The 23,908-nt window shown below is 67.1% G+C and carries 24 protein-coding genes and 3 tRNA genes; 12 read left to right on the forward strand and 15 right to left on the reverse strand.

The features are described from left to right. Nucleotides 1-40 precede the first annotated feature (40 nt). Both ACSFBE_RS08975 and ACSFBE_RS08980 read left to right on the forward strand, forming a co-directional pair. On the forward strand, nt 41-2,410 hold the full coding sequence (locus ACSFBE_RS08975; protein ID WP_435490043.1) for an MBL fold metallo-hydrolase: 2,370 nt from the start codon (nt 41-43) through the stop codon (nt 2,408-2,410). A gap of 109 nt (nt 2,411-2,519) precedes the next feature. Next, a complete protein-coding gene (locus tag ACSFBE_RS08980; protein WP_435490044.1) occupies nt 2,520-3,179 on the forward strand; it encodes a tetratricopeptide repeat protein in 660 nt (219 codons plus the stop codon). Nucleotides 3,180-3,201: 22 nt separating this feature from the next. Here the strand turns inward: ACSFBE_RS08980 and ACSFBE_RS08985 are convergent, their stop codons facing one another. Beyond that, on the reverse strand, nt 3,202-4,173 hold the full coding sequence (locus ACSFBE_RS08985) for a LacI family DNA-binding transcriptional regulator (RefSeq protein ID WP_435490377.1): 972 nt from the start codon (nt 4,171-4,173) through the stop codon (nt 3,202-3,204). A 139-nt stretch (nt 4,174-4,312) separates the two neighbouring features. Here ACSFBE_RS08985 and ACSFBE_RS08990 point away from each other — a divergent pair, with 139 nt between their 5' ends. From ACSFBE_RS08990 to ACSFBE_RS09005, 4 genes are all read left to right on the forward strand, one after another. Beyond that, complete coding sequence (locus tag ACSFBE_RS08990) at nt 4,313-5,395, forward strand: LacI family DNA-binding transcriptional regulator (protein ID WP_435490045.1); 1,083 nt, start codon at nt 4,313-4,315, stop codon at nt 5,393-5,395. A 102-nt stretch (nt 5,396-5,497) separates the two neighbouring features. Next, complete coding sequence (locus ACSFBE_RS08995) at nt 5,498-6,604, forward strand: mandelate racemase/muconate lactonizing enzyme family protein (protein WP_435490046.1); 1,107 nt, start codon at nt 5,498-5,500, stop codon at nt 6,602-6,604. A gap of 19 nt (nt 6,605-6,623) precedes the next feature. Next, nucleotides 6,624-7,613 carry a Bug family tripartite tricarboxylate transporter substrate binding protein gene (locus tag ACSFBE_RS09000; RefSeq protein WP_435490047.1) on the forward strand — a complete coding sequence of 330 codons (990 nt, stop codon included), beginning with the start codon at nt 6,624-6,626 and terminating at the stop codon, nt 7,611-7,613. Then, nucleotides 7,606-8,160 (forward strand): carboxymuconolactone decarboxylase family protein, encoded by a 555-nt coding sequence (locus ACSFBE_RS09005; RefSeq protein WP_435490048.1) that lies wholly within the window; start codon nt 7,606-7,608, stop codon nt 8,158-8,160. Before ACSFBE_RS09000 ends, ACSFBE_RS09005 begins: the two co-directional genes overlap by 8 nt. Nucleotides 8,161-8,384: 224 nt before the next feature. On the opposite strand, the gene ACSFBE_RS09010 is transcribed toward ACSFBE_RS09005, so the two are convergent. The 9 genes from ACSFBE_RS09010 to folC form a co-directional block, all read right to left on the reverse strand. Continuing rightward, nucleotides 8,385-8,461 (reverse strand) — tRNA-Asp (locus ACSFBE_RS09010). Nucleotides 8,462-8,530: 69 nt separating this feature from the next. After that, nucleotides 8,531-8,606: transfer RNA gene (locus tag ACSFBE_RS09015), tRNA-Glu, on the reverse strand. A gap of 57 nt (nt 8,607-8,663) precedes the next feature. Further along, nucleotides 8,664-8,739, reverse strand: a tRNA-Ala gene (locus ACSFBE_RS09020). Nucleotides 8,740-8,773: 34 nt separating this feature from the next. Next, nucleotides 8,774-10,159: a glutamate--tRNA ligase gene (gene gltX / locus ACSFBE_RS09025; RefSeq protein WP_435490049.1), complete on the reverse strand. Its 1,386-nt coding sequence runs from the start codon at nt 10,157-10,159 to the stop codon at nt 8,774-8,776. Then, complete coding sequence (locus ACSFBE_RS09030) at nt 10,156-11,373, reverse strand: O-succinylhomoserine sulfhydrylase (RefSeq protein ID WP_435490050.1); 1,218 nt, start codon at nt 11,371-11,373, stop codon at nt 10,156-10,158. The genes gltX and ACSFBE_RS09030 overlap by 4 nt, the downstream gene beginning before the upstream one ends. A 13-nt stretch (nt 11,374-11,386) precedes the next feature. Then, complete coding sequence (gene purF / locus ACSFBE_RS09035; RefSeq protein WP_435490051.1) at nt 11,387-12,907, reverse strand: amidophosphoribosyltransferase; 1,521 nt, start codon at nt 12,905-12,907, stop codon at nt 11,387-11,389. A gap of 12 nt (nt 12,908-12,919) precedes the next feature. Further along, nucleotides 12,920-13,408 carry a CvpA family protein gene (locus ACSFBE_RS09040; protein WP_435490052.1) on the reverse strand — a complete coding sequence of 163 codons (489 nt, stop codon included), beginning with the start codon at nt 13,406-13,408 and terminating at the stop codon, nt 12,920-12,922. A gap of 15 nt (nt 13,409-13,423) precedes the next feature. Next, nucleotides 13,424-14,269: an SPOR domain-containing protein gene (locus tag ACSFBE_RS09045; RefSeq protein ID WP_435490053.1), complete on the reverse strand. Its 846-nt coding sequence runs from the start codon at nt 14,267-14,269 to the stop codon at nt 13,424-13,426. 62 nt (nt 14,270-14,331) lie between these two features. Next, nucleotides 14,332-15,639, reverse strand: a complete 1,308-nt coding sequence (gene folC / locus ACSFBE_RS09050; protein ID WP_435490054.1) for a bifunctional tetrahydrofolate synthase/dihydrofolate synthase — start codon at nt 15,637-15,639, stop codon at nt 14,332-14,334. A 34-nt stretch (nt 15,640-15,673) separates the two neighbouring features. On the opposite strand from folC, the gene ACSFBE_RS09055 reads away from it, so the two are divergent. The 4 genes from ACSFBE_RS09055 to argG all read left to right on the forward strand — a co-directional run bounded on the left by ACSFBE_RS09055 (nt 15,674) and on the right by argG (nt 18,486). Continuing rightward, nucleotides 15,674-16,027 carry an ArsC family reductase gene (locus ACSFBE_RS09055; RefSeq protein WP_435490055.1) on the forward strand — a complete coding sequence of 118 codons (354 nt, stop codon included), beginning with the start codon at nt 15,674-15,676 and terminating at the stop codon, nt 16,025-16,027. Between the two features lie 85 nt (nt 16,028-16,112). Continuing rightward, complete coding sequence (locus ACSFBE_RS09060) at nt 16,113-16,679, forward strand: hypothetical protein (RefSeq protein ID WP_435490056.1); 567 nt, start codon at nt 16,113-16,115, stop codon at nt 16,677-16,679. A 129-nt stretch (nt 16,680-16,808) separates the two neighbouring features. Then, on the forward strand, nt 16,809-17,132 hold the full coding sequence (gene ppnP, locus ACSFBE_RS09065) for a pyrimidine/purine nucleoside phosphorylase (protein WP_435490057.1): 324 nt from the start codon (nt 16,809-16,811) through the stop codon (nt 17,130-17,132). A 16-nt stretch (nt 17,133-17,148) separates the two neighbouring features. Then, entirely contained in the window at nt 17,149-18,486 is a 1,338-nt protein-coding gene (gene argG / locus ACSFBE_RS09070) for an argininosuccinate synthase (RefSeq protein WP_435490058.1), read from the forward strand. Between the two features lie 61 nt (nt 18,487-18,547). On the opposite strand, the gene ACSFBE_RS09075 is transcribed toward argG, so the two are convergent. Beyond that, nucleotides 18,548-19,366 (reverse strand): glycine-rich domain-containing protein, encoded by an 819-nt coding sequence (locus tag ACSFBE_RS09075; protein WP_435490378.1) that lies wholly within the window; start codon nt 19,364-19,366, stop codon nt 18,548-18,550. Nucleotides 19,367-19,371: 5 nt separating this feature from the next. After that, nucleotides 19,372-20,424, reverse strand: a complete 1,053-nt coding sequence (gene murB / locus ACSFBE_RS09080) for a UDP-N-acetylmuramate dehydrogenase (protein WP_435490059.1) — start codon at nt 20,422-20,424, stop codon at nt 19,372-19,374. Between the two features lie 42 nt (nt 20,425-20,466). Here murB and ACSFBE_RS09085 point away from each other — a divergent pair, with 42 nt between their 5' ends. Together ACSFBE_RS09085 and ACSFBE_RS09090 are read left to right on the forward strand one after the other, a co-directional pair. Continuing rightward, nucleotides 20,467-20,952: a YajQ family cyclic di-GMP-binding protein gene (locus tag ACSFBE_RS09085; protein ID WP_435454022.1), complete on the forward strand. Its 486-nt coding sequence runs from the start codon at nt 20,467-20,469 to the stop codon at nt 20,950-20,952. Nucleotides 20,953-20,959: 7 nt separating this feature from the next. Next, nucleotides 20,960-21,604 (forward strand): retropepsin-like aspartic protease family protein, encoded by a 645-nt coding sequence (locus tag ACSFBE_RS09090; protein ID WP_435490060.1) that lies wholly within the window; start codon nt 20,960-20,962, stop codon nt 21,602-21,604. Nucleotides 21,605-21,638: 34 nt separating this feature from the next. Here the strand turns inward: ACSFBE_RS09090 and ACSFBE_RS09095 are convergent, their stop codons facing one another. The 3 genes from ACSFBE_RS09095 to ACSFBE_RS09105 form a co-directional block, all read right to left on the reverse strand. Continuing rightward, nucleotides 21,639-21,992, reverse strand: a complete 354-nt coding sequence (locus ACSFBE_RS09095; RefSeq protein WP_353505982.1) for a RidA family protein — start codon at nt 21,990-21,992, stop codon at nt 21,639-21,641. Between the two features lie 2 nt (nt 21,993-21,994). Continuing rightward, complete coding sequence (gene plsY / locus ACSFBE_RS09100; RefSeq protein WP_435490061.1) at nt 21,995-22,633, reverse strand: glycerol-3-phosphate 1-O-acyltransferase PlsY; 639 nt, start codon at nt 22,631-22,633, stop codon at nt 21,995-21,997. A gap of 110 nt (nt 22,634-22,743) precedes the next feature. Further along, nucleotides 22,744-23,805 carry an aldo/keto reductase gene (locus tag ACSFBE_RS09105; RefSeq protein ID WP_435490062.1) on the reverse strand — a complete coding sequence of 354 codons (1,062 nt, stop codon included), beginning with the start codon at nt 23,803-23,805 and terminating at the stop codon, nt 22,744-22,746. Nucleotides 23,806-23,908: the final 103 nt, after the last annotated feature.

Genomic DNA, 23,908 nt, shown 5'->3' on the forward strand with positions numbered 1-23,908 from the left:
CTCTTGACAGGCCAGCGCGCCACTTCCTTGGAGATCACGCATGAAATCGGTTCTAGGCCATTGGCACGTTCCGGCTGCCCTTGTCGTTTCGGCGCTTGTCATCGGCTGCGGCGGAGGCAGCTCCGGCGACAGCGCGAACACGCCCGCACCGGAAGGCGGCGGCGGCACGGTGAATCCGCCCGCCCCATCCGCGCCGGTCTTCCGGGCAGCGGGCCTGGTCTACGGCACGCCCGCCACCACGTCGGGCAGCGCCGGCAACGACACCGTTCGCATCGCGGTGCTGACGCAAAGCGGCGTGAAGACCCTGTCCGCCACGGTGCCCGCAGCCAGGACGGCCGACGTCGTTGCCGGCCTGGTGCCCGGCAATCTCGTGGACTGGGTCCCCGGCAGCGACGCGGACAGCGTGGCCGTTCCGGCAGACGCGGCGCAGACCTTCAACGTCGTCCTGTCCAAGAGGAACTCGACCGCGGCCCAGTTCAACCTCAGGAAGTACGGCGCCGCGGTCACCCGGAACGACAACGCACCCGGCCCGATGGTCGCGGCGGGCTGGGTCTACGGCAAGACCGGCGCCACCATCACGGTGGGCGACGGCAACCTGGTGAAGGCCGACCAGGCCGGGCGCCCGTACGCGCAGCCCATCAAGCGCTACGAAGAGACCTACGAGGTCGCATCGAACGCGAAGGTGTTCAACGTCAACACCGCCGACTATTCGAAGAGCACGGTCGCCGACTTCGCATCGATCCCGGTGACGGCCAACTACGACCACGGCACCACCTCGCGCCAGAGCGCCTATCTGCTCTTCGACAGCAACTACCTGAAGGTCGACACCGCCAAGGTGGTCGCGATCTGGTACTTCACGCCGCAGTCCACCACCGACGGCAAGCCGGTGTGGGACGTGCCCACGCTCAGCACGATGCTCGACGACAAGGGCAACGACCCGGTGTCCGGCCAGCCTTTCAACAAGATCAACGCGACCACCCCGACGACGGCGCCCTACTCCCGCAGCACCGAGCCCTTCGAGATGGTGAAGAACACGATGTACTACGTGGGCGACAACGAGGTGGCTTCGTACCTGCTCAAGGCCGACATGGGTACGCCCAACGATCCGTCCGACGACAAGGTCATCAAGGTCGACGCGGGCTGGCCCAACAGTGGCTACCAGTACTGGAAGAACATGGAGCTGGTCGGCGTCGATCCGCGATCGGTCACCGACATCTGGCTGACGCACGGCCACAGCGACCACTACGGCACGGTCGTCGAACAGCTCAAGATGATGGACAACGCGGGCAAGCCGATCGCGCTGTGGGCGTCGAAGGAAGACGCCACGGGCATCACCTCGGACCTGCAGGGCAACACCTGGAACATCCCGGGTGCGCTGCCGACGAGCGAGACCGTGATCCGCGAACGCGTCTCGCATTCGTACGACTACGACAAGTGGTACGACTACGGCAACGTGCAGATCATGGTGATCTGGTCGCCCGGACACACGCCGGGCAGCACCAACATGCTGTTCAAGGTGAAGAATCCCGACGACGGGAAGTTCTACACCTTCGGCTACCACGGCGGCTACGGCTTCAACGGCCTCAACAGCCCGACCGCGGCCAACGGCTGGTTGCGCCTGTCGTTCCAGCACGGCTTCAGCTACCTGCAGAACACGCTGGATGTGGACTTCGTCGCGCCGCAGCACACCAACCAGTTCCCGATCGTCGAGGTCTACCAGGCACTGAAGGCGTACAACCGCGACCCGGCGAATGCAGGCGCTCCCCTGACCATGATGGACGCGATGCGATCCAAGGTGTTCGACTCGCCGGCCGTCAACGGCGTGAACCTCACGGGCGAGTTCTCCAACCAGTTGGAGAAACGCCGCTCGGTCGCCTCCTACGCGGCCAGCGACGCGGCCAATGCGACGTACAAGAGCATCGAGACGTCGGGGCCTTTCAAGCCAGGTCGCGAAACCGGCGTGAACGCGGTATCGGCCAGGATCCTGGACAACGGAAAGATCATTCAGGGCTTCGTGGGGCCGCAGAACAAGAACCCGAAGCTTCCGCTGCTGGCCAACGGCATCACGACCTCGACCGACCAGTACGTGAACGACCCGGGCGGCTACTACGTCCAGGTGGCCATCGACGTTCAGGACACGGTCTACAAGGGCTATATCCCCGAAGGCTTCACGCAGTTCAGCCCAGGCTTGAACGCGTCCATCGTCTACAAGGGCGGGCCCGTCGAGTCGGTCCATGCGGAGAAGGGAACCTTCCATCCGCCGGAGTACCTGCGCACCCAGCGCCTGAATTCCCTGGCCGACGCACAGGCCGTGCTCGCCACCATCGCCAAGGGCCAGACGAAGACGATCTCGCTCACCCGCGCCAGCGAGATCGTGGTGCCGGCCAACGTCACCCAGACCTTCCAGTAGCGTGACCGACGCCCCGGTCATGGCACGACGAATGTTCAGATGCGGGTGGATTGCCGCAGTGGTCGTGGCGTTCTGCGGGGCCTCGGCTGCTGCGACGACAGCGACAGACTTGGCGGCGCTGTCGTCGCGCGCCGACGCCGGCGATGCGCTGGCGGCGTACGAAGTCGCGAACCACCACAGCGGCCGCACCGGTCAGGCCTTGGACCTGCACCAGGCATTCAGGTACCTCGAGCGCGCCGCGCAGCAAGGCCATGTGCCGGCCCAAGCCGACCTTGGCTTCGTCTACTTCAACGGCAACGGCAGCACGCCCAAGGACCTCGCGCGATCGTTCCACTGGTTCCAGCGCGCGGCCGACGGCGGCAGCGTGATCGCCCAGTGCATGGTGGGTGACTTCTACAGGCTCGGCCTGGGCGGTGTCGCGCAAGATGCCCGCAAGGCGTTCGGGTGGTACCAGCGGACCGCCACGCAACCCGACCGGTGCGCCGCGAAATCCCAGTACGCGCTGTACGCCAGCTACGTGTCGGGGAACGGTGTCCGGAAAGATGTGCCCACGGCCATGAGCTGGCTAAAGCGCGCGGCCAACGCCGGCAACCCGCAGGCGCAACGCACGCTCGGCCAGGCTTACGAAAGCGGCAACGGCGTGCGGCGCGACCCCGCGCTCGCTCGGGTGTGGCTGCTGAAGTCTCGCGAAGGCGTGGCGCCGCACGATGACCACGTGCACGAAGACGCATCGCAACCAGCACCGGCCCATCGCGGGCACGCGCACTGACGCGAGTCCGGGACCGTTTAATTCAGGCGCTCGCGCGCCGAACGATCGTGAAGCCGACGTCCACGACCATCTCCGGTGGCCGCCGCCCCGCGGCCCGCTCGACGATGCAGTCGGCCGCGATCTGACCGATGCGGCGACCATCGATGCGCACGGTGGTCAGCGCGGGATCCAGGTCCGCCGCGAAGTTCAGATCGCCGAAGCCCACGACCGCCAGATCGGCGGGAACGCGGATGCCGGCTGCGTGGGCTTCGGTCAGCACGCCGAGCGCCAGCATGTCGGAGCTGCAGAAGATCGCGTCGATCCGAAGATGGGACTGCAGGATCGACCGCAGTGCGCGACGGCCGTCGCCCAGCTTTGCCGGCGCAGGGACGAGATGCGTGATCGGCGCGACGGCGCCACGCGCCTGCACGGCGGCGATGAATGCGTTGGCGCGGCGAACCGAGCGCGGGTCGTCACCGCCCACCACGGCCAGTTGCTTGCGTCCCTGTGCCAGGAGGAAGTCGGCGACGCTGCGACCCACCGCCTCATGCGAGAAGCCGACCAGCATGTCGATGGGATCGAGCGCGACATCCCAGGTCTCGACGATGGGAATGCCCGCGCCCAGAAGCCGCTTTCGACCCAGCTCGCTGTGCAGCACGCCGGTCAGCACGATGCCATCGGGCCGGCGCCCGATGATGTCGCGCACCAGATCGTCTTCCGTGGCATTGGTGTAGCCGCTCTGCCCGACCATCAGTTGATAGCCGTGCTGCTGCAGCCGCGAATTGAGGGCCTCGGTGGTGTCCAGGAAGACCGGCCCCGACAGGGTCGGCACCAAGGCCGATACCAGCCGCGTCCGGCTGGAGCGCAAGCCCCCGGCGCCGAGATTGGGCACGTAGCCGGTGGACGCAATCGCAGCCTGCACCTTGGCAAGCGTCGTCGCATGGACCGAGTGCGGCGCATTGAAGACCCGCGACACCGTCATCGCCGACACGCCCGCGAGCTTGGCGACGTCCATCACGGTGACGCTCAGGTGGCGAGGCTGCGGAGGGCGATCTGTCATGGTGGTTGGCTGCGGACTATAACGGCCGGTCGCACCTGTCGTGAGCGGCCGGCGAACCGGGTAAGCTTTTCGGACCGCCCCTCGCCAGACCCGCATGCCGGCCTCCACGAAGAAACAACGCACCGACACCGAGCGACCCGCTCTTGCGCCCCTGCCCTTGCGGCGCGGGCGTTCCTCCGGCGGCATCACCCTGCTCGAAGTCGCCCGTCTGGCGGGCGTGTCGGCCATGAGCGTGTCGCGTGCGCTGAATGCGCCGGACCAGGTATCGCCCAGCATCCTCGCCAAGGTGCGCGCCGCGGTCGACGCGACCGGCTACGTGGCCAACCGCGTGGCGGGGGGCCTCGCCTCCCGGAGGAGCCGCCTCGTCGCCGCCCTGGTGCCCTCGATTGCAGGCCCCGTGTTCCAGGAAATGGTGCAGTCGCTCATCGCAGAGCTCGCGGCGCGAGACCATCAGCTGATGCTCGGTCAGAGCGGCTACCGCACGCAGGAAGAGGACGCGCTGCTCGAGGCCATCATCGGCCGGCGTCCCGACGGCATCGTGCTCGGTGGCGTGGTGCCCTCGTCGGCCGGCCGGCGCCGGCTTGTGGCGTCGGGCATTCCTGTCGTGGAGACCTGGGACATGGTGCCCGACCCGATCGACATGCTGGTCGGCTTCTCGCACGAAGCCATTGCCGCCGCGGTGGCGTCGTTCCTGATCGAGCGTGGCCATCGGCACCTCGGCTTCATCGGCGGCGACCACGCGCGGGCGGCACGGCGCGCGCGCGCCTTCGCCGACTCGGCCTTGAAGCGACCGAAAGACGCGCGCGCAAGCACCGTCGTCATCGAGTCGGTCGTCGCGCCGGCGACGGTCCGCAGCGGCCGGGATGCACTGGGCGAACTGCTTCGACGCCAGCCCCGGACCGATGCGGTCTTCTGCAGCTCGGACGTGCTGGCGCTGGGTGTCGTCACCGAGGCCGGTGCGCGCGGCCTGCGCGTGCCGCAGGATATTGCCGTGGTCGGCTTCGGCGACCTCGACTTCGCCGCCGACGTCTCGCCCTCGCTCACCACCGTTCGCATCGACAGCACGCGAATCGGCCAACTGGCGGCCCGCTTCATCGTGAACCGCAGCAACGGCCTCGACGTGGAAGAACCCCAGGTCGACGTCGGCTTTTCGATCGTCTCCCGCGACAGCGCCTAGATAGAAACCCGCGCACGTCAGCGTGCCGTGCCATCGTACGATAGGTTTGGTAGCGCTACCAACATTGGTAGTGCGGCCAGAACCGCAAGGCCAGGAACCCAGATGTCATCCACCATTCGCTCGGTCGACTGCCTTCAGCTTCGACTGCCCTTCGACCACGGCGCCCCCGCGCCCCTCTTCGCCGGGCGCCCTCGCACGACGCTCGACAGCGGCCTCGTCCGCGTGGAACTCGACGACGGCCTGGTCGGCTGGGGCGAGTCGTACGGCGCCGAGCTCGATGCGCTGTCTGCCCTCTTCCGCGGCCGGATCGCCCCGCTCACGATCGGCCGCGACGCGATGGACCCCCTGCTCATCGCCTCGCTCGAACGCACCCTGCACAACATGGGGCGCTCGGGGCCGGTCTTGCACGCGCTGAGCGGTATCGACATCGCACTCTGGGACCTGAAGGCGAAGATGGCCGGCGTGCCCTTGCACGCGCTGCTCGGCGGCGCCCGGCGCACCCGCATCCCCGCCTACGCGTCGCTGCTGCAGTACTACGGCGACACCGCGCTGGTCGGCAAGAACGTCCAGCGCGCGCTGGCCGCAGGGTTCGGACAGATCAAGCTGCACGAGAAGACCCTCGACGCCGTCGCTGCGGCGCGCGGCGTGATGGGACCGGACGTGCCCCTGATGGTCGACACGAACTGCGCCTGGACGGCCGACCAGGCGACCCAGGCGGTCGACGCAATGGCCGCGTTCGACCTGCGGTGGATCGAGGAACCGATCTGGCCGCCTGAAAACATCGGTGCACTGCAGGCATTGCGTGCACAGACCGGCGTCGCGACGGCCGCCGGCGAGAACGCGAGCAGCGTGCATGAGATGAGCGCCATTGTCGCGGCACAGGCCGTCGACTACCTGCAGCCCAGTGCCATCAAGTCGGGCGGCGTCACCACGCTGCTGCGACTGTCGCGCGAGTGTGCCGGCACCTCGGTGCACTGCGCGCCGCAATCGGCCTTCTTCGGCCCCGGCCTCCTGGCGACGCTGCACGTGCTCGCGGCACAGGAAGACGAGGTTCATGTGGAGCGCCTCTTCTGCGACCTTGGCTTCACCCCCTATGGCAACACCGTGCCATGCATCAACGGCGCCTTCCAACTGACGGACGAGCCCGGCCTGGGTGCCGACCCCGACCCGGCGCTGCTCGACAGCGACTTCGTCCGCCACGTCAAGTAACCCATTCAGGAGACACCTCATGTCAATCCACAACAGGCGATCGCTGATCCTCGGCGGCGCCGCATTTCCCCTGGGCGCGCTGATCGGTACGCCGTCTCTCGCATTCGCGGATACCAAGCCGGCCGTCCGCCTCATCGTGCCCTACCCACCCGGTGCGGCAACGGACACGCTCGGCCGCCTGATGGCGCAAGCGCTCGAGCCGGCGACAAAGGCGCCCGTGATCGTCGACAACCGGGCCGGCGCCGGGACCCAGATCGGTACGCGCGCCGTCGCCACGGCCGCGCCGGACGGGCAGACACTCGGCTTCGTCGACACGGCGTTCGTCATCAACCCCGGACTTCTGGGTACAGCATTGCCCTACGACACGGAGAGGGACTTCGTACCGATCTCCTTGATGGCGACTGCGCCCTTGGTCCTCATCGTGCACAGCGCAGTGCCGGTGACCACCATCAAGGAATTCGTGGCGTTGTCCAAGGCAAAGCCCGGCGGATTCAACTATGGCTCGGCCGGCGTAGGCAGCGCGCCGCACCTGGCCGGCGAACAGCTGCGCAAGGCCGCTGCGATCGACATCAACCATGTGCCCTACCGCGGCGGCGGCACCGTATTGAACGATCTGCTGGCGGGGCATATCCAGTTCGGATTCACGACGGTGCCCACCATGATCGATCACATTCGAGCGGGCACGGTACGCGCGCTGGCCGTCACGGGAGCGCGTCGCGCCGCACAGCTGCCCGACGTGCCCACCATGCAGGAGGCGGGGCTTCCGAGCGTGGACGCAACGCCGATCTTCGGTTTGATCGGCCCTGCGAAGCTGCCGCCAGCCACGGTGTCGCAGCTCGCAGCCGCGGCGGCGAACGCCGTGCGTACGGGTGCCCTGCACCAGAAACTCACCGAACTCGGATTCGTACCGGTCGGCAGCTCTTCGGACGAGTTCAAGACCCGCATCCGTCAGGAGATCGAGAAATGGACGGCTGTCGTCAAGGCCGGCAACATCAAGCCCAATGCCTGAGAAGACGTTTGAAGATGCGCCTGAAGCCGCCCGCTTTCCGGCGACCCGAGACGCCCTGCACACCAACGATCAGCGCGCCGCCTACGACATGATCCAGCAACGGCGTGGTCGCGTACCCGCACCTTATCTGCCGCTGCTGGGCAGTCCGCACGTCGCGGACCTTCTTGAGCGGTTGTCCACTCAGCTTTGGACCGGCGCGCTCCCGGCTCGCGTGCTGGAAGCAATCTTCCTCATGACCGCGCACCGACATCATTGCGACCATCAATGGGACACCCACCGAGAAAAGGCGTTGGACGCAGGCTTGACCACCGAGCTGATCGGCGCCATTGCCCAAGGGCAGATACCGCAGGACGGCGGCGCCGTGGAGGCGGCCGGACGCTTCTACACCACGCTGCTTGAAAGTCATCGCGTGAGCGACGAGATCCTGCACGGTCTGCGTCACCACTTCGGACAACGAGGCACGGCAGAACTCATCGCGTTCTGCGGTGTGGCCAACACCGTCGCCATGTTGTTGAATGTGCAGCGAAGATCTGACGTTCGGCGTTAGCTGACGGTACGTTTGATCGAACGCTCAGAACACCTGTAGTTCAACGACGCCAATCAGCAGCCCTTCGTAGGGTCAAAGACCGTCGATAAGGTCCTCGTGATCGACGAGAGATTTCGTCACCAGCGTGCAACCCCAGTGAAAACCAAAAAGGGGTAGAGGCAGGGGAAAACGCAAAAAAGCCACCCGAAGGTGGCTTTTTTTTCATTGGGGAACCCCAAAAATAATGGCGGAGTGGACGGGACTCGAACCCGCGACCCCCGGCGTGACAGGCCGGTATTCTAACCAACTGAACTACCACTCCTGGTAGACAACGTTCGCTTCTTGCGAAGCCAAGTGTTGACCACTTGGGCCGGCTTCACTTGCGTGAAACTGGCGACCCTACGGGGATTCGAACCCCGGTAGCCACCGTGAAAGGGTGGTGTCCTAGGCCTCTAGACGATAGGGTCAAAACCTGAGGAACCGCGCTGCGATCAGCACTTGTTTCTTCTACTCGACAAACCAAATGGTGGAGGTAAACGGGATCGAACCGATGACCTCTTGCATGCCATGCAAGCGCTCTCCCAGCTGAGCTATACCCCCTTGGGTGTCGAGCCTCAGATTATAGGCTGAAAAATCAGCCCTTCAAACGCTCGATCACTTTTTCTTTAGAAAAGATGGCGAGGACTGCATCGAGCGAAGGCGTCTGGGGCGTGCCCATCACGAGCACACGCACCGGCATCGCCAATGCGGGCATCTTCATGCCGTGTGCGGCGAGTACTTCCTTGATCGCTGCGGCGATCGATGCCTTGTCCCACGCGACGATCGCCAGCTTGTCGGCCAGCGTGGCCAATGCCGGGCGCACGGCATCGGTCACATGCTGTGCACGGTCCGCGTCGCTCGGCGTCACGTCGGCGTAGAAGGCGGCAGCCCAGTCGGCCAGGGCCACCGTGGTTTCGCAGCGGTCCTTGAACAACGCGCAGATGGCGGCCAAGCGTTCATCGGCCGTGATGCCGCGCTTGTGCAGTTGCACTGCGACCAACGGCGCGAGTTCATCGTCGGCCTTGGCCTTGATGTACTGGCCATTCACCCAAGCGAGCTTGGCCGCGTCCCATTGGGCGGGGCTCTTCGACAGATGCGAGCCGTCGAACCAGCCGACCATCTGCTCGCGCCTGAAGAGTTCGTCGTCGCCATGGCTCCAGCCCAGGCGCGCGAGATAGTTGAGCATCGCCTCGGGCAGGTAGCCGTTCTCTTCATAGGCCGTGACGCTCACCGCGCCGCGGCGCTTCGACAGCTTCTGGCCATCGTCGCCCAGGATCACCGGCAGGTGCCCGAAGGCCGGCAGCGGTGCGCTCAGTGCGCGGAAGATGTTGATCTGCCACGGCGTGTTGTTGATGTGCTCGTCGCCGCGGAACACGTGCGTGATCGCCATGTCCCAGTCGTCGACCACCACCGCGAAGTTGTACGTCGGCACACCATCCGCGCGCACGATGATCAGGTCGTCGATCTCGCGGTTGTTGATGGTGATCTCGCCCTTGACGAGGTCGCTCCATGTCACGTCGCCGTCGACCGGGTTGCAGAAACGCACCACCGGCGGCACGCCTTCGGGCACGGGCGGCAGCACCTTGCCGGGTTCGGGGCGCCAGCGGCGGTCGTACAGCGTCTTCTCGCCGCGGGCACGCTGCGCCTCGCGTGTGGCCTCGAGCTCTTCCGGCGTGCAGTAGCAGTGGTAGGCAGTGCCCGCCTCGAGCATCTGCGCTACCACCGCCTTGTAGCGGTCGAGGCGCTGCATCTGGTAGACCGGGCCTTCGTCGTAGTCGAGGCCCAGCCAGGTCATCGACGCGAGGATCTGTTCGACGGCGTCCTGCGTGGAGCGCGCGACGTCGGTGTCTTCGATGCGCAGCACGAACTGGCCGCCATGGTGCTTCGCATAGGCCCACGAATACAGCGCGGTGCGGGCGGTGCCCAGGTGCAGAAAACCGGTGGGCGATGGCGCGATGCGCGTTCTTACGTGTTGAGTCATGTGGGGAGCGAGTCCAGACCGCGCAGCAGGTCGGTCTTGATGTCTTCGATATGGTCCAGGCCGACAGCCAGGCGGATCAGGCTCTGGCCGATGCCTGCTGCTTGCCGCTGCGCCTCGGTCAGGCGCCCGTGCGAGGTGGTGCCGGGGTGCGTGATGATGGTCTTGGTGTCGCCGAGGTTGGTGGCGATGCTCACGACGCGGGTGCTGTCGATCACGTGGAAAGCGTTCTTCCGGGCCGTGGCCGGATCGTTGCCACGCACGTCGAAAGACACCACCGCGCCGCCCTGCCCCGACTGCTGGCGCATGGCCAGATCATGTTGCGGATGCGAGGCGAGGCCGGGGAAGTGCACGCGCGACACCATCGGATGGCCTTCGAGCCACTGCGCCACCGCCAAGGCATTCGCCGACTGCGCCTGCATGCGGATGCCCAGTGTTTCCATGCCCTTGAGCACGACCCACGCATTGAATGGCGACAGCACCATGCCGGCGGTACGCACCACGGGGCCGAACACGTCGACGATCAGGCGCGACGGACCGCAGATGGCGCCGGCCATCACCCGGCCCTGGCCATCGAGGTACTTGGTGCCCGAATGGATCACCAGATCGGCGCCAAACTCGATCGGCCGCTGCAGCGCCGGCGAACAGAAGCAGTTGTCGACCGCCAGCAAGGTGCCCGCATCGTGCGCCAGATCGGCCAGCGCGCGGATGTCGCACACCTCGGTCAGCGGATTGGTCGGCGTCTCGGCAAAAAGCAGCTTGGTCGTGGGACGCAGCGCCGCGCGCCATTCGGCCACGTCGGTCTGCGAGACGAAAGTCGTTTCGACACCGAACTTCGCGAACTCCTTGCCGAACAGGTTGAGCGTGGAGCCGAAGACCGAACGCGAGCAGATCACATGGTCGCCCGCCTTCAGCAGGCCCATGCACATCATGAGGATGGCGCCCATGCCGCTCGACGCGCCGATGGCGGCCTCGGTGCCTTCGAGCGCGGCCAGCCGCTGCTCGAAGCTCGCCACCGTCGGGTTGGCGGTGCGCGAATAGGTGAAGCCTTCCTCGGTGCCGGCAAAGCGGCGTGCCGAAGTCTCGGCATCGGGCTGCACGAAGCCGCTCGTCAGATAGAGCGCTTCGGAGTTCTCGCCGTACTGGCTGCGCTCGCCGGCAGCGCGCACGGCCAGCGTGTCGCGGTGCAGGCCGGGCGGCAATGATCGTTCGGTCACGTGGGTCTCCGGCCTATTCGGCGAGATTGGGCAGCGCCAGGCGGGACGAGTCCTCTTCCGTTTCCTCGATGCGCGGACGGCTGCCGTTCATCCGGCTGATGGCTTCGGTGTCGATGTCGCCAGTGACGTAGATGCCGTCGAAGCACGAGGAGTCGAAGCCATCGAGCTTCGGTGCGCCGGCCGTGGTCGGCGACGCCTTCATCACCGCGCGCTTCATGCCTTCGACGTCCTGGTAGATCAGTGCGTCGCAGCCGATCAACTCGCGAATTTCCTCGATCGTGCGGTCGTGCGCGACCAGTTCGCCCTTGGTCGGCATGTCGATGCCGTAGACGTTGGGGTAGCGCACCGGCGGTGCGGCGCTCGCGAGGTACACCTTGTTCGCGCCGGCGTCCCGCGCCATCTGCACGATCTCGCGGCTGGTGGTGCCACGCACGATCGAGTCGTCGACCAGCAGCACATTGCGGCCCTTGAACTCGCTCGCGATCACGTTGAGCTTCTGGCGCACCGACTTCTTGCGAACGCCCTGCCCCGGCATGATGAAGGTGCGGCCGACGTAGCGGTTCTTCACAAAGCCTTCGCGGTAAGGAATGCCCAGCAGGTGCGCCAGTTGGGTGGCACTCGGGCGGCTCGATTCGGGGATCGGAATGATCACGTCGATCTCGCTCGGCGGCACGGTCGAGACCACGCGCTTGGCCAGCGTCTCGCCCAGGTTCAGGCGCGCCTGGTAGACCGAGATGCCGTCCATCACCGAATCGGGCCTCGCCAGGTAGACGAACTCGAACATGCAGGGGTTGAGCGTTGGCGCATCGGCGCACTGCTCGGCGTGCACCTGGCCTTGCAGGTCGATGAAGACCGCTTCGCCCGGCGCGATGTTGCGCTCGAACACATGGCCCGAGCCTTCGAGCGCGACCGATTCGCTCGCCACCATCACGGTGCCGTCGGCGCCGCGACCCATGGCCAGCGGGCGGATGCCGTACGGGTCGCGGAAGGCGACCAGGCCGTGGCCGGCAATGAGCGCCACCACCGCGTAGGAGCCCCGCAGGCGCCGATGCACGGCGCGCACCGCCTCGAACACGGTGGTCGAATTCAGCATGCCGCCGCGCGTCGACCGCTCGATCTCGTGCGCCAAGACGTTCAGCAGCACTTCCGAGTCGCTCTCGGTGTTGGTGTGGCGGTGGTCGGTCGAGAACAGTTCGGACCGCAGCGCATGCGCGTTGGTCAGGTTGCCGTTGTGCACCAGCACGATGCCGTAGGGCGCGTTCACGTAGAAGGGCTGTGCCTCTTCTTCGCTGTAGGCGTTGCCGGCGGTCGGGTAGCGCACCTGGCCCAGGCCCACGTCGCCCGGCAGCGCGCGCATGTTGCGGGTGCGGAACACGTCGCGCACCATGCCCTTGGCCTTGTGCATGAAGAACTTGCGTTCCAGCAGCGTGACGATGCCGGCTGCGTCCTGGCCGCGGTGCTGCAGCAGCAGCAAAGCGTCATAGAGCAGTTGATTGACGGGCGCGTTGCTGACAACGCCGACGATTCCACACATGGGACGATCCTCTCAGGGCAGGTAACTGGCCAACTTCTCTGGCAATGCAGGCTTCAGGCCCTGCAGTGCCGCATCCAGAACGACCGCGCTGTGCGATTCGCGCCACCAGGCGCTCTCGCTCAACGACAGCAAATGCACAACCACCGCCAGCGCCAGCAGCGCGACCGCGCCACGCGCCAAGCCGAACACACCGCCCAGCACCCGGTCGACCGGCCGCAGCCCGACGGCGGCGATCAGCTTGCGGATCAGCGCTGCCAGCAGACCAACGGCGAAGACCACGGCGATGAAAACCAGCACGAAGGCCAGCGCGTAGCGCCATGAGGCCTCCGGGTCACCGCTGATGGGCAGCCACGCCGCCACATCGCTCGCGAACCACTGCGCGCTGAAGAAAGCCACCACCCAACCGGCCAGCGACATCACCTCGAACACCAGGCCGCGCACCAGCCCCAGAACCAGCGACACCGCCAGCAGCACGACGGCAATCCAGTCGAGCAGGGCCACGTTCGTGCGCGATGCCTACAAGCTGAGGACGGCGGCGGGCAAAGACAAGCCCTTGACCTTGCCGGCCGCCTTGTCCGCCTCGGCACGCGATGCGAACGGGCCGACGCGCACACGCGTGCGCTCGCCATCGGGTGTCTTCGCGACGTTGGTGTAAGTCTTCAGACCGGCCTTCTCGAGTTTCTGGCGCACCTCGCGCGCCTTGTCGGCTTCGGCGAAGGCGCCGACCTGCACGACAAAGCGACCGGCATCGTCCGAAGCCGCCACCGGCTTGGCAGCCGCAGCAGCCGCGTTCTTGCCTTCGAGCAGCGCGCGGGCACGGGCACCGTCCTCGGCCGGCTTGGCTGCGGTAACCGGCTTGGGTTCGGATTTGGGTTCGGGCTTCGGCTCGGGTTTGGCTTCCGGCTTCGGCTTGGCCTCGGGCTTGGGCGCAGGCTTCGGTGCGGGATGCGTCTCGGCCGGCGGGGCCGAAGCCACCGGTCGGTCGGCCGACACTTCGCGGCCATCGGCCGTCTCGGTGATGACGCCGGTCGCCGGCGCGTTGGCCGCTGCACGCGGACGCTCCTCGGCGGGCGGCGCGGCCGGTGTCGGCGCAGGCGCCTGGGCGACCGGAGCCGGCAGCGGTGCGGCCTTGTTCCGGTCGGGAATCTCGATGGGGATGTCGACCGCGACGGGACGCGGCTGGGTGTCGAACAGCAGGGGGAAGCCGATCACGCCGACCAGCACCAGCACCGCCGCGCCGAGCAGCCGATGGCGCGCGCGTCGGCGCATGGCATCGACGCTTTCCGCTGGGGCCGCCGACACGGGCGTGTTGCGGCTTTCATTGGTCGGCTGGCCACGCGAGCGGAACTTGAAAAACGCCATGAATTCGATCCCTGATTGAGTGCAGCGCGGTGTGGGGTTGCGAGGGGCCGGACACCCGCCGATCAGGCGCCTGACAGCAGGTGTTTGGCCTGCAGACGGGGGGTTCCGTGCGCGAGCACGCCACCCACCGTGAAGAACGATCCGAAGACGACGATTCTATCAGTGGGGTCCGCCGCCTCGATGGCCGCCTGCAGTGCCGACATCGGGTCGGCATGCACGCTCGACGCGACGTCCTTGCGCGTGTTCTGCGCCTCCCACTGCGCTTTGAGGGCGGCACCCAGCGCGGCCCGAGGCGTCGGCAGATCGGTGAAGTACCAACGGTCGATCAACGGCCCGATGCGCGACAGGATCGGGGCCAGGTCCTTGTCCGCCATCACGCCGAAGACGGCATGCGTGGTCGGGTAGAAACCCATCGCATCGAGGTTTTCGGCCAGCGCCGCCACGGCATGGCCGTTGTGCGCCACGTCGAGCACCAGCGTCGGCTGGCCGGGGATGATCTGGAAGCGGCCCGGCAGCTCGACCATCGCGAGCCCGGTGCGCACCGCCTGCGCGGTGATCGGCAGGCGCTGGCGCAATGCTTCCAGCGCCGCCAGCACGCCGGCGGCGTTCAGCAACTGGTTGGCGCCACGCAGTGCCGGGTAGGCCAGGCCGCTGTAGCGACGCCCGCGTCCGCTCCAACCCCACTGCTGCTTGTCGCCCGACACGTTGAAGTCGTGCCCGAAGCGCCACAGGTCGGCGCCGATCTCGCGGGCATGGTCGAGCACGCTCTGCGGCGGCATCGGGTCGCTCACGATGGCCGGCCGGCCAGCGCGCAGAATGCCGGCCTTCTCGCGGCCGATGCTCTCGCGGTCGGGCCCGAGGAAGTTCATGTGGTCGAGGTCGATGCTGGTGATCACCGAACAGTCGGCGTCGATGATGTTGACCGCGTCGAGCCGACCGCCCAGGCCGACCTCGAGGATCGCCACGTCGGGCTTCGCCTCGACCATGCAGCGCAGGATGGCCAGCGTGGTGAGCTCGAAGTAGGTCAGCGGGATCTCGGCGCGGGCCGCCTCGACGGCCTCGAAATGCGGCACCAGCAGCGCGCCGTCGATCGCTTCGCCCTTCAGTCGAAGGCGCTCCTCGAAGTGCACGAGGTGGGGCGATGTAAACACGGCCGTGCAGTAGCCGGCGTGCCCGAGGATCGACTCCAGCATCGCGCAGGTCGATCCCTTGCCATTGGTGCCGGCGACTGTGATCACCGGGCAATCGAAGGCCAGCCCGAGGCGCTGTGCCACGGTGCGGGTGCGCTCCAGGCCGAGTTCGATGGTCTTGGGATGCTGTCGCTCGGCGTGCGCGAGCCAGTCGGCTAGGGTTTTCATGGAGCCCAGCATTGTCGCCGACCTGCCGCGGCGGCATGATTCCGGGATGACAACAACCCTTTACGGAATCCCGAACTGCGACACCGTCAAGCGCGCCCGCGCCTGGCTCGACGAACACGGCGTGGCCTACCGCTTCCACGATTTCAAGAAGGAAGGCGTGCCGGAGGCCGAACTGGACCGCTGGCTGAAGGCGCCGGGGTGGGAGGCGCTGGTCAACCGGCGCGGCACCACCTGGCGCAAGCTGGACGACGCGACCCGGGCGGCGGTGGTCGACGCCGGCTCCGCCCGGGCCGTGCTGCTGGCCCACCCCAGCCTGATCAAACGCCCGGTCGTCCACTGGAACGGCCGCCCGGACGTTACAACGGGGTTCGACGCCGCCGAGTGGGCCACCCGGGCCTGAGCACTCCCGGTTGAACCCGGCGCGCCGAATTGCATCCAACCGGGTTGAAGCGGAGCACACGCTTCTCCCATTCAAGGAGTTCGACATGCACAAGAAGATGTACACCGCCGCTCTCGGCCTCACTCTGCTGGGCGCCCTGGCCAGCGGCAGCGCCATGGCGCAGCAACAGGTTCAGGCCCGAGTGGTTTCGACCGCCCAGGTGACCGAGCCGAACGGCCGCGTGGGCTACAACGTGACCTACGAATACGAAGGCCGGCAATACAGCACCTACACCGACAGCCAGCCCGGCCGCACGATTGCGGTCGACGTCGGTGCCTACGGCGTGACCACCGCGCCGGTCGCGCCGCAGGCGCAGTTGTCGGGCGAACCCGTGGCCAATGGGGGGCGTGCCCCGTGGGAAGGCGTGGTGCCCGAGCAGGGCGTGGTGGTGTCCTCGGCACGCCCGGCCGCACCGGCCTACTACGCCGCACCAGCCTACGCCGCACCAGCCTACGCGGCGCCGGTCTACATGGCACCGGCGCCGGTCTATGTGGCACCGGCCTACGGCTACGGCTATGGCTACGCCCCCGCTTACGCCTATCCGCCCGTCGGCCTGTCGCTGAACCTCGGTTATTCGCGCGGCTGGGGCGGGCGCGGCGGCCGCTGGCGCTGAACGCCGGCATGGGCAGGGGCCTTGGCAAGCCCTAAAATCGCGGGCTTTCCGCCCGGTGGAGCGAATCGCTGAGCGCGGATCGCTTCACCTTTCTCTCCAGCCCGAGCGCGCCCGCGCCCTGCCCTTCACATGACGATCAACGAATCCCTCCCCTGCGCCGCGGTCGGCACCAAGGCCAACGTGTACTTCGATGGCAAGTGCGTGAGCCACGGCCTCACGCTCGCCGACGGCACCAAGAAGTCGGTCGGCGTGATCCTGCCGTCCACCCTCACCTTCAACACCGGTGCGCCCGAAATCATGGAAGGCACGTCGGGTCGTTGCGAATACCTGCTCTCGGGCAGCAGCGAATGGCTGGCGTCGGGTGCTGGCGAGACGTTCAGCGTGCCGGGCAATTCGAGCTTCCAGATCCGCGTCAGCGGCGAACCCTACAGCTACATCTGCCATTTCGGCTGAACCGGACGCCCACGCCATGTCGACCATCCTCCAACACGTTCCCGCCGGCCAGAAGGTCGGCATCGCCTTCTCCGGCGGCCTCGACACCAGCGCCGCGCTTCACTGGATGAAGCAGAAGGGCGCGATCCCCTACGCCTACACCGCCAACCTCGGCCAGCCCGACGAGCCGGACTACGAAGAGATTCCGCGCAAGGCGATGCAGTACGGCGCCGAAAAGGCGCGCCTGATCGACTGCCGCAGCCAACTCGCGTCCGAGGGCCTCGCCGCCCTGCAGGCCGGCGCCTTCCACGTGACCACCGCCGGCGTGACCTACTTCAACACCACGCCACTGGGCCGTGCCGTGACCGGCACGATGCTGGTGAGCGCCATGAAGGAAGACGACGTCCACATCTGGGGCGACGGCAGCACCTACAAGGGCAACGACATCGAGCGCTTCTACCGCTACGGTCTGCTCACCAACCCGGCGCTGAAGATCTACAAGCCCTGGCTCGACCAGCTCTTCATCGACGAACTGGGCGGCCGCGCGGAAATGTCGGCCTTCATGACCGCCGCCGGCTTCGGCTACAAGATGTCGGCCGAGAAGGCCTACTCGACCGACTCCAACATGCTCGGCGCCACGCACGAAGCCAAAGACCTGGAGCACCTCCACAGCGGCATCAAGATCGTCAACCCGATCATGGGTGTCGCCTTCTGGAAGGACGAAGTCGAGGTGAAGCGCGAAGAGGTCACCGTGCGCTTCGAGGAAGGCCGCCCGGTCGCACTCAATGGCAAGGAATACCCCGATCTGGTCGAGCTGATCCTGGAAGCCAACCGCATCGGCGGCCGCCACGGCCTGGGCATGAGCGACCAGATCGAGAACCGCATCATCGAAGCCAAGAGCCGCGGCATCTACGAGGCCCCCGGCCTGGCGCTGCTGTTCATCGCCTACGAGCGCCTGGTCACCGGCATCCACAACGAAGACACGATCGAGCAGTACCGCGACAACGGCCGCAAGCTCGGCCGGCTGCTCTACCAGGGCCGCTGGTTCGACCCACAGGCCATCATGCTGCGCGAAACGGCGCAGCGCTGGGTGGCGCGCGCCATCACCGGCGAAGTGACGATCGAACTGCGCCGGGGCAACGACTATTCGCTGCTCAACACCGAGTCGGCCAACCTGACCTACAAGCCCGAGCGCCTGAGCATGGAAAAGGTCGAAGGCGCCTTCACGCCGCTGGACCGTATCGGGCAGCTGACGATGCGTAACCTGGACATCATCGACACGCGCGACAAGCTGGCGATCTACACCAAGACCGGCTTGCTGCAAGTCGGTGACGGCGCGTCGGTGCCGCGCCTGACCAACGACAACGACGAGTAAGCGATCGCCGGAGGCCGTCGAAGCAAAGCCACCGCGAGGTGGCTTTCTTCATGGTGTGCGCTCAGTCGCCGCCTCCGCCGCCGCAGCCCCCGCCACCGCAGCCCGATCCGCCATCGCTTCCACTGCTGCTGTCGCTTGAACTGCCGTCACCGCTGCTCGATTCGCTGCCACCGAAACCGCCTGCATCGCCCGAGCCGGAAGCCGAGCCGGTGTCGCCGAAACTGGTGCCGCAATGCGCACCCGAACTCGCAGCCCGGTCGATGTCGCCGCAGTCGGGCACGTAGCTGAAGCCACCTGCGATGGCGAACTTGGCGTCGAGCGCGAACAGCAGCGGCAGGCGGCTGGGCTGGCGGGGGTCGATGCTCTCCTCCTTGCAGGCCCAGTACCAGGTGCGGCGCAGGCCGTCGTTGCGCTTCGCGCTGCGCCCGAGCACCTCGGCCGGCGTGTGGTGCAGCATCGCACCGAAGGCATACCGGCACCACTGCTGGTAGGCCTGGGTGTGCAGGATGAATTCGTGCCATGCAGCGTCGACCAGCTTCGACGGCATGCCGACGAACGCCCGGTTGCTGCGCAAGTGCGCCATGAAGAACTGCCGCAGGCCGCGCACGACCAGTTCGGTGTCGCGCAGCTGCAGCTGCGGGTAGAGGTCGCGCAGCTTGTCGAGCAGGAAAGGCGGCAGGCGCGCCTCGCGGACGAACTGCCGCCGTGCGCTCTCCTGCCAAGCCTTGAGCGCACCGCTGAGCACGACACCGACCACGAGGGCCGCGAAGAACACCCAGGCACTGCGCCCATAGAGCACGGCCGCGGCGCAGAGCACCCACAGCAACCGTCGCCCCCAGGCCAGCGCATCGATGCGACGGCGGAAATTGAGCGACGACAGCGCCGTCACACCACCACCGGCTCCGGCTCCAGCCGGATGCCGAAGCGCTCGTACACGCTGGTCTGGATCGCCTTGGCCAGCGTCATGACCTCGCCGCCGGTCACCGGGTCTTCGCGGCCGCCGCGGTTGACGAGGACGAGCGCCTGCTTCTCGTACACGCCGGCATTGCCGACGGACTTGCCCTTCCAGCCACAGGCGTCGATCAGCCAGCCGGCCGCCAGCTTGATGCTGCCGTCGGCCATCGGGTAGTGCACGATCTTCGGGTCGCGCGCGATGATGTCGGCGCACTGCTCGGGCGTGACCGTCGGGTTCTTGAAGAAGCTGCCGGCATTGCCCAGCACGCGCCAGTCGGGCAGCTTGGCGCGGCGGATGGCGCAGACCCAGTCGAAGACGTCCTTCGCATCCGGCGTGAAGTTGCCGGCCTCTTCCATCTTGCGTTCGAGGTCGAGGTAGCCGACCACGGCCTTCCACGGCTTGGGCAGGCGGAAACGCACCCGGGTGATCAGCGCCCGGCCGGCCAGGCCGAAGTCGTTGCCGCCGGTCGCCACGTGCTTGAACACCGAGTCGCGGTAGCCGAAGGCACATTGGGCGGCGTCGAGCGTGAAGCTGCGGCCGGTGACCAGGTCGACCGCATCGAGCGACTCGAAGCGGTCCTGCAGCTCGATGCCGTAGGCGCCGATGTTCTGCACCGGTGCGCCACCGACCGTGCCGGGGATCATCGCCAAGTTCTCCAGGCCGGGGAATCCTTTATCCACCGTCCACTGCACGGTGTCGTGCCAGTTCTCGCCGGCACCGGCTTCTACGATCCAGGCGCGGGCGCCGTCCTCGACCAGGCGCAGGCCCCGGATCTCGACCTTGAGCACCAGCGGCTTCACGTCGCCGGTGAGCACGATGTTGCTGCCGCCGCCGAGCACGAACTTGGGCGCGTCGCGCCACTGCGCGTCGGCCCGCAGCGCGGCCAGGTCGGCCTCGCTCGCGATGCGCGCCAGGTGCTGCGCGCGCGCGACGATGCCGAAGCTGTTGAAGGGCTGCAGCGCGACGTTGGACTCCACGATCATGGGAGAATTGTCGCATTCACCTTGCGCATCCGAGGAGCCTGCATGCCGTCTTTCGATACCGTCTGCGAACCGAACCTTCCCGAGGTCAAGAACGCCGTGGAAAACACGGCCAAGGAAATCGCGACCCGCTTCGACTTCAAGGGGACGGCCGCCGCCGTCGAACTGAAGGACAAGGAAATCACCATGATCGGCGACGCCGAATTCCAGCTCGTGCAGGTTGAAGACATCCTGCGCGCCAAGCTGACCAAGCGCAGCGTCGACGTGCGTTTTCTCGACAAGGGCGACGTGCAGAAAATCGGCGGCGACAAGGTCAAGCAGGTGATCAAGGTCAAGAGCGGTATCGAGACCGAGGACGCCAAGAAGATCACCCGCCTGCTCAAGGACAGCAAGATGAAGGTGCAGGCCGCCATCCAGGGCGACGCGGTGCGCGTCACCGGCGCCAAGCGCGACGACCTGCAGGCGGCCATGGCGCTCATCAAGAAAGACCTGCCGGACATGCCGCTCAGCTTCAACAATTTCCGCGACTGAGCCGCCCATGAAGGCCCCGCTGCTCGCTCTGTGGCTGGGCCTCGCCGCTGCCGGCGTGCATGCCGGTTCGGTGATGCTCACCGGCACCATCGGCAACCGCGCGATTCTGGTGGTCAACGGCGGTGCGCCTAAGACGGTGGCCATCGGCGAGAAGGTGCAGAACGTGCGCCTGCTGTCGCTGCAGGACGGCCAGGCCGTCGTCGAATCCGCCGGCCAGCGCATCACGCTGCGGATGGATTCGCCGGTGAGTGTCGGCGAAGGTGGCGGCAGCGGCGCGGGCGGTTCGCGCATCGTGCTCAATGCCGACAGCCGCGGCCACTTCATGGCGAGCGGCGCCATCAACGGGCGCAGCGGGGTCAGCTTCATGCTCGACACCGGTGCCACCACCGTGGCGATGTCGGTGGCCGATGCCACACGCCTCGGCCTCGACTACCAGAAGGGCACGCCGGTGCGCATGAACACCGCCAACGGCGTGGCGCAAGGCTACCGGCTGCGGCTGGATTCGGTTCGGGTAGGCGATGTCGAGGTGCGCGACATCGACGCCATCGTCTCGCAGCAGCCGATGCCCTTCGTGCTGCTGGGCAACAGCTTCATCGGACGCTTCTCGATGCGGCGCGACGCCGAGCAGATGGTGCTCGAACGCCGCTTCTAGTCTGCGTCAGGGGTCAGGGGTCAGCGGTCAGCGGTCAGCGTTGCGCGGCCGTCACCACCACTTCGATCTTGTAGCCCTTGTTGGCCAGCGCCGCCTGCACGGTGGCGCGCGGCGGCGTGTGGCCGGCCGGCACCCAGGCGTCCCACACCTCGTTCATCGCGCCGATCTCGGCGATGTCGGTGAGGAAGATCTGCGTCATGAGGATGCAGGTCTTGTCGCTGCCGGCCTCGGCCAGCAGCTTGTCGATCATCGCGAGCACCTGCGCGGTCTGGCCGCGGATGTCCGCCGTGGTGTCGTCGGGCACCTGGCCCGCGAGGTAGACGGTGCCGTTGTGCACGGCCGTCTCGCTCAGGCGCGCGCCGACGTGGAAGCGTTGAATCTCTGCCATGGTCATTCCTTTTTCTTGTTGGCGCCGAGCTTGGACTCGGTGCCGGCCACCAGACGGCGGATGTTTTCGCGATGCCGCCAGATCAGCAGCAGGCTGACGGCGATGAGGGTGATGAGCACCGTCCGGTTCAGCGGCCAGGCGATGCCACCGCCGATCAGGTAGAACGACGGCGCGAAGAAGGCGGCGACCAGCGACGCCAGCGACGAGTAGCGGAAGAAGAAGGCGATGATGGCCCAGCTCATGCCGGTGGCGAGCCCAAGCATCCAGTCGATGCCGACCAGCACGCCCGCCGCCGTGGCCACGCCCTTGCCGCCCTTGAAGCCGAAGAAGACCGGGTACAGGTGGCCGATGAAGGCCGCGAGGCCCGCCAGCGCTGCGGTGCCCATCCCCATGCCGAGGTCGGGCCCGATCAGGCGGATGACGAACACCGGCAGCCAGCCCTTGAGCGCGTCGAGCAGCAGCGTGGCCAGGGCCGCGCCCTTGTTGCCCGAACGCAGCACGTTGGTAGCGCCGGGGTTGCCGCTGCCGTAGCTGCGTGGGTCGGCCATGCCGAGCGAACGGCTCACGATCACCGCGAAGGACAGCGAGCCGAGCAGGTACGACAGGACGATCGCGATGAACGAGGGAAGGTGAAAGCTCAAGGGGGTCTCCGTGGGGGCTGCGCCGTGCTTGCGGCGGTGCGCCGTCGTCGGGCTGGCTATTCTGCCAGCGCGCACTGCACCGGTTGCGCGCGGAGCACCGCCGCGCTCGCTCAGTTCGCGGGGTCGCGGATGTCCCAGCGGATCTTGTCGATCTCTGCAAGTACCTCGGGCGAGAGCTGGGTGCCCCAGGCGTCGATGTCCTCGTCGAGCTGCGCCACCGAGGTCACGCCGATGATGGTGCTCGCCACCTGCCACTTGGTGTAGCAGAAGGCCAGCGCCAGGCGCGCCGGCGTCATGCCGTGGTCGCGCGCGAGCTGGTTGTAGCGGCGCGCTGCCCTGAGCGCATCGGCGCGGCCCCAGCGCTGCTTGCGCACCGACTCGTAGCTGGCGATGCGGGCGCCCTTCGGCGCGTCGGGGCCGTCGATGCCACTCTGGTCGTACTTGCCGGTCAGCAGGCCGAAGGCCAGCGGCGAATAGGCCAGCAGCGAGACGCCCAGGCGGTGCATGGTTTCGTCCAGCCCGTTCTCGAGGCCGCGGCTCACCAGGCAGTAGACGTTCTGCACGCTGGCAATGCGCGGCAGCCCGTGCTGCTCGGCCAGGCGGACGAACTCGTGCACGCCGTAGGGCGTCTCGTTCGACAGGCCGATGTGGCGCACCTTGCCCGCCTTCACCAGCCCACCGAGCGCTTCGAGCTGCGCGTGGATCGAGGTCTCCGACGTTTCCTTCGTCGGTTCGTAGTACAGGTTGCCGAAGGCCGGCACATGGCGCTCGGGCCAGTGGATCTGGTAGAGGTCGATCACGTCGGTCTGCAGCCGCTTCAGGCTGGCATCGCAGGACGCCACGATGTCCGCGGCCGTCATGCCCTTGCCTTCGCGCACCCAGTCCATGCCGCGCGACGGGCCGGCGACCTTGGTGGCCAGCGTGACCTTCTGGCGCGCGCCGGGGCGCTTGGCGAACCAGTCGCCGAGGATGGTTTCGGTGGCGCCGAAGGTTTCGCGGCGCGCCGGCACGGCGTACATCTCTGCCGTGTCGAGGAAGTCCACGCCGCGCTCCAGCGAGCGGTCGAGGATGGCGTGGGCGGTGGGCGAATCGACCTGCTCGCCGAAGGTCATGGTGCCGAGGCAGATCGGGGTGACGTGCAGATCACTCTGCCCGAGTCGGATGCGTTGCATGGTGAAGATCGCGAGGACCGGAGAAGAAGGAAGCGCCAAACTGTACCGCGCCGCACGCGCCGCTGCAGGGCGCGGCCGGCATGTCCGTTGCGCGACCGGCAAC

The organism is Variovorax sucrosi, from assembly GCF_051216635.1.
Lineage (GTDB): Bacteria > Pseudomonadota > Gammaproteobacteria > Burkholderiales > Burkholderiaceae_C > Variovorax.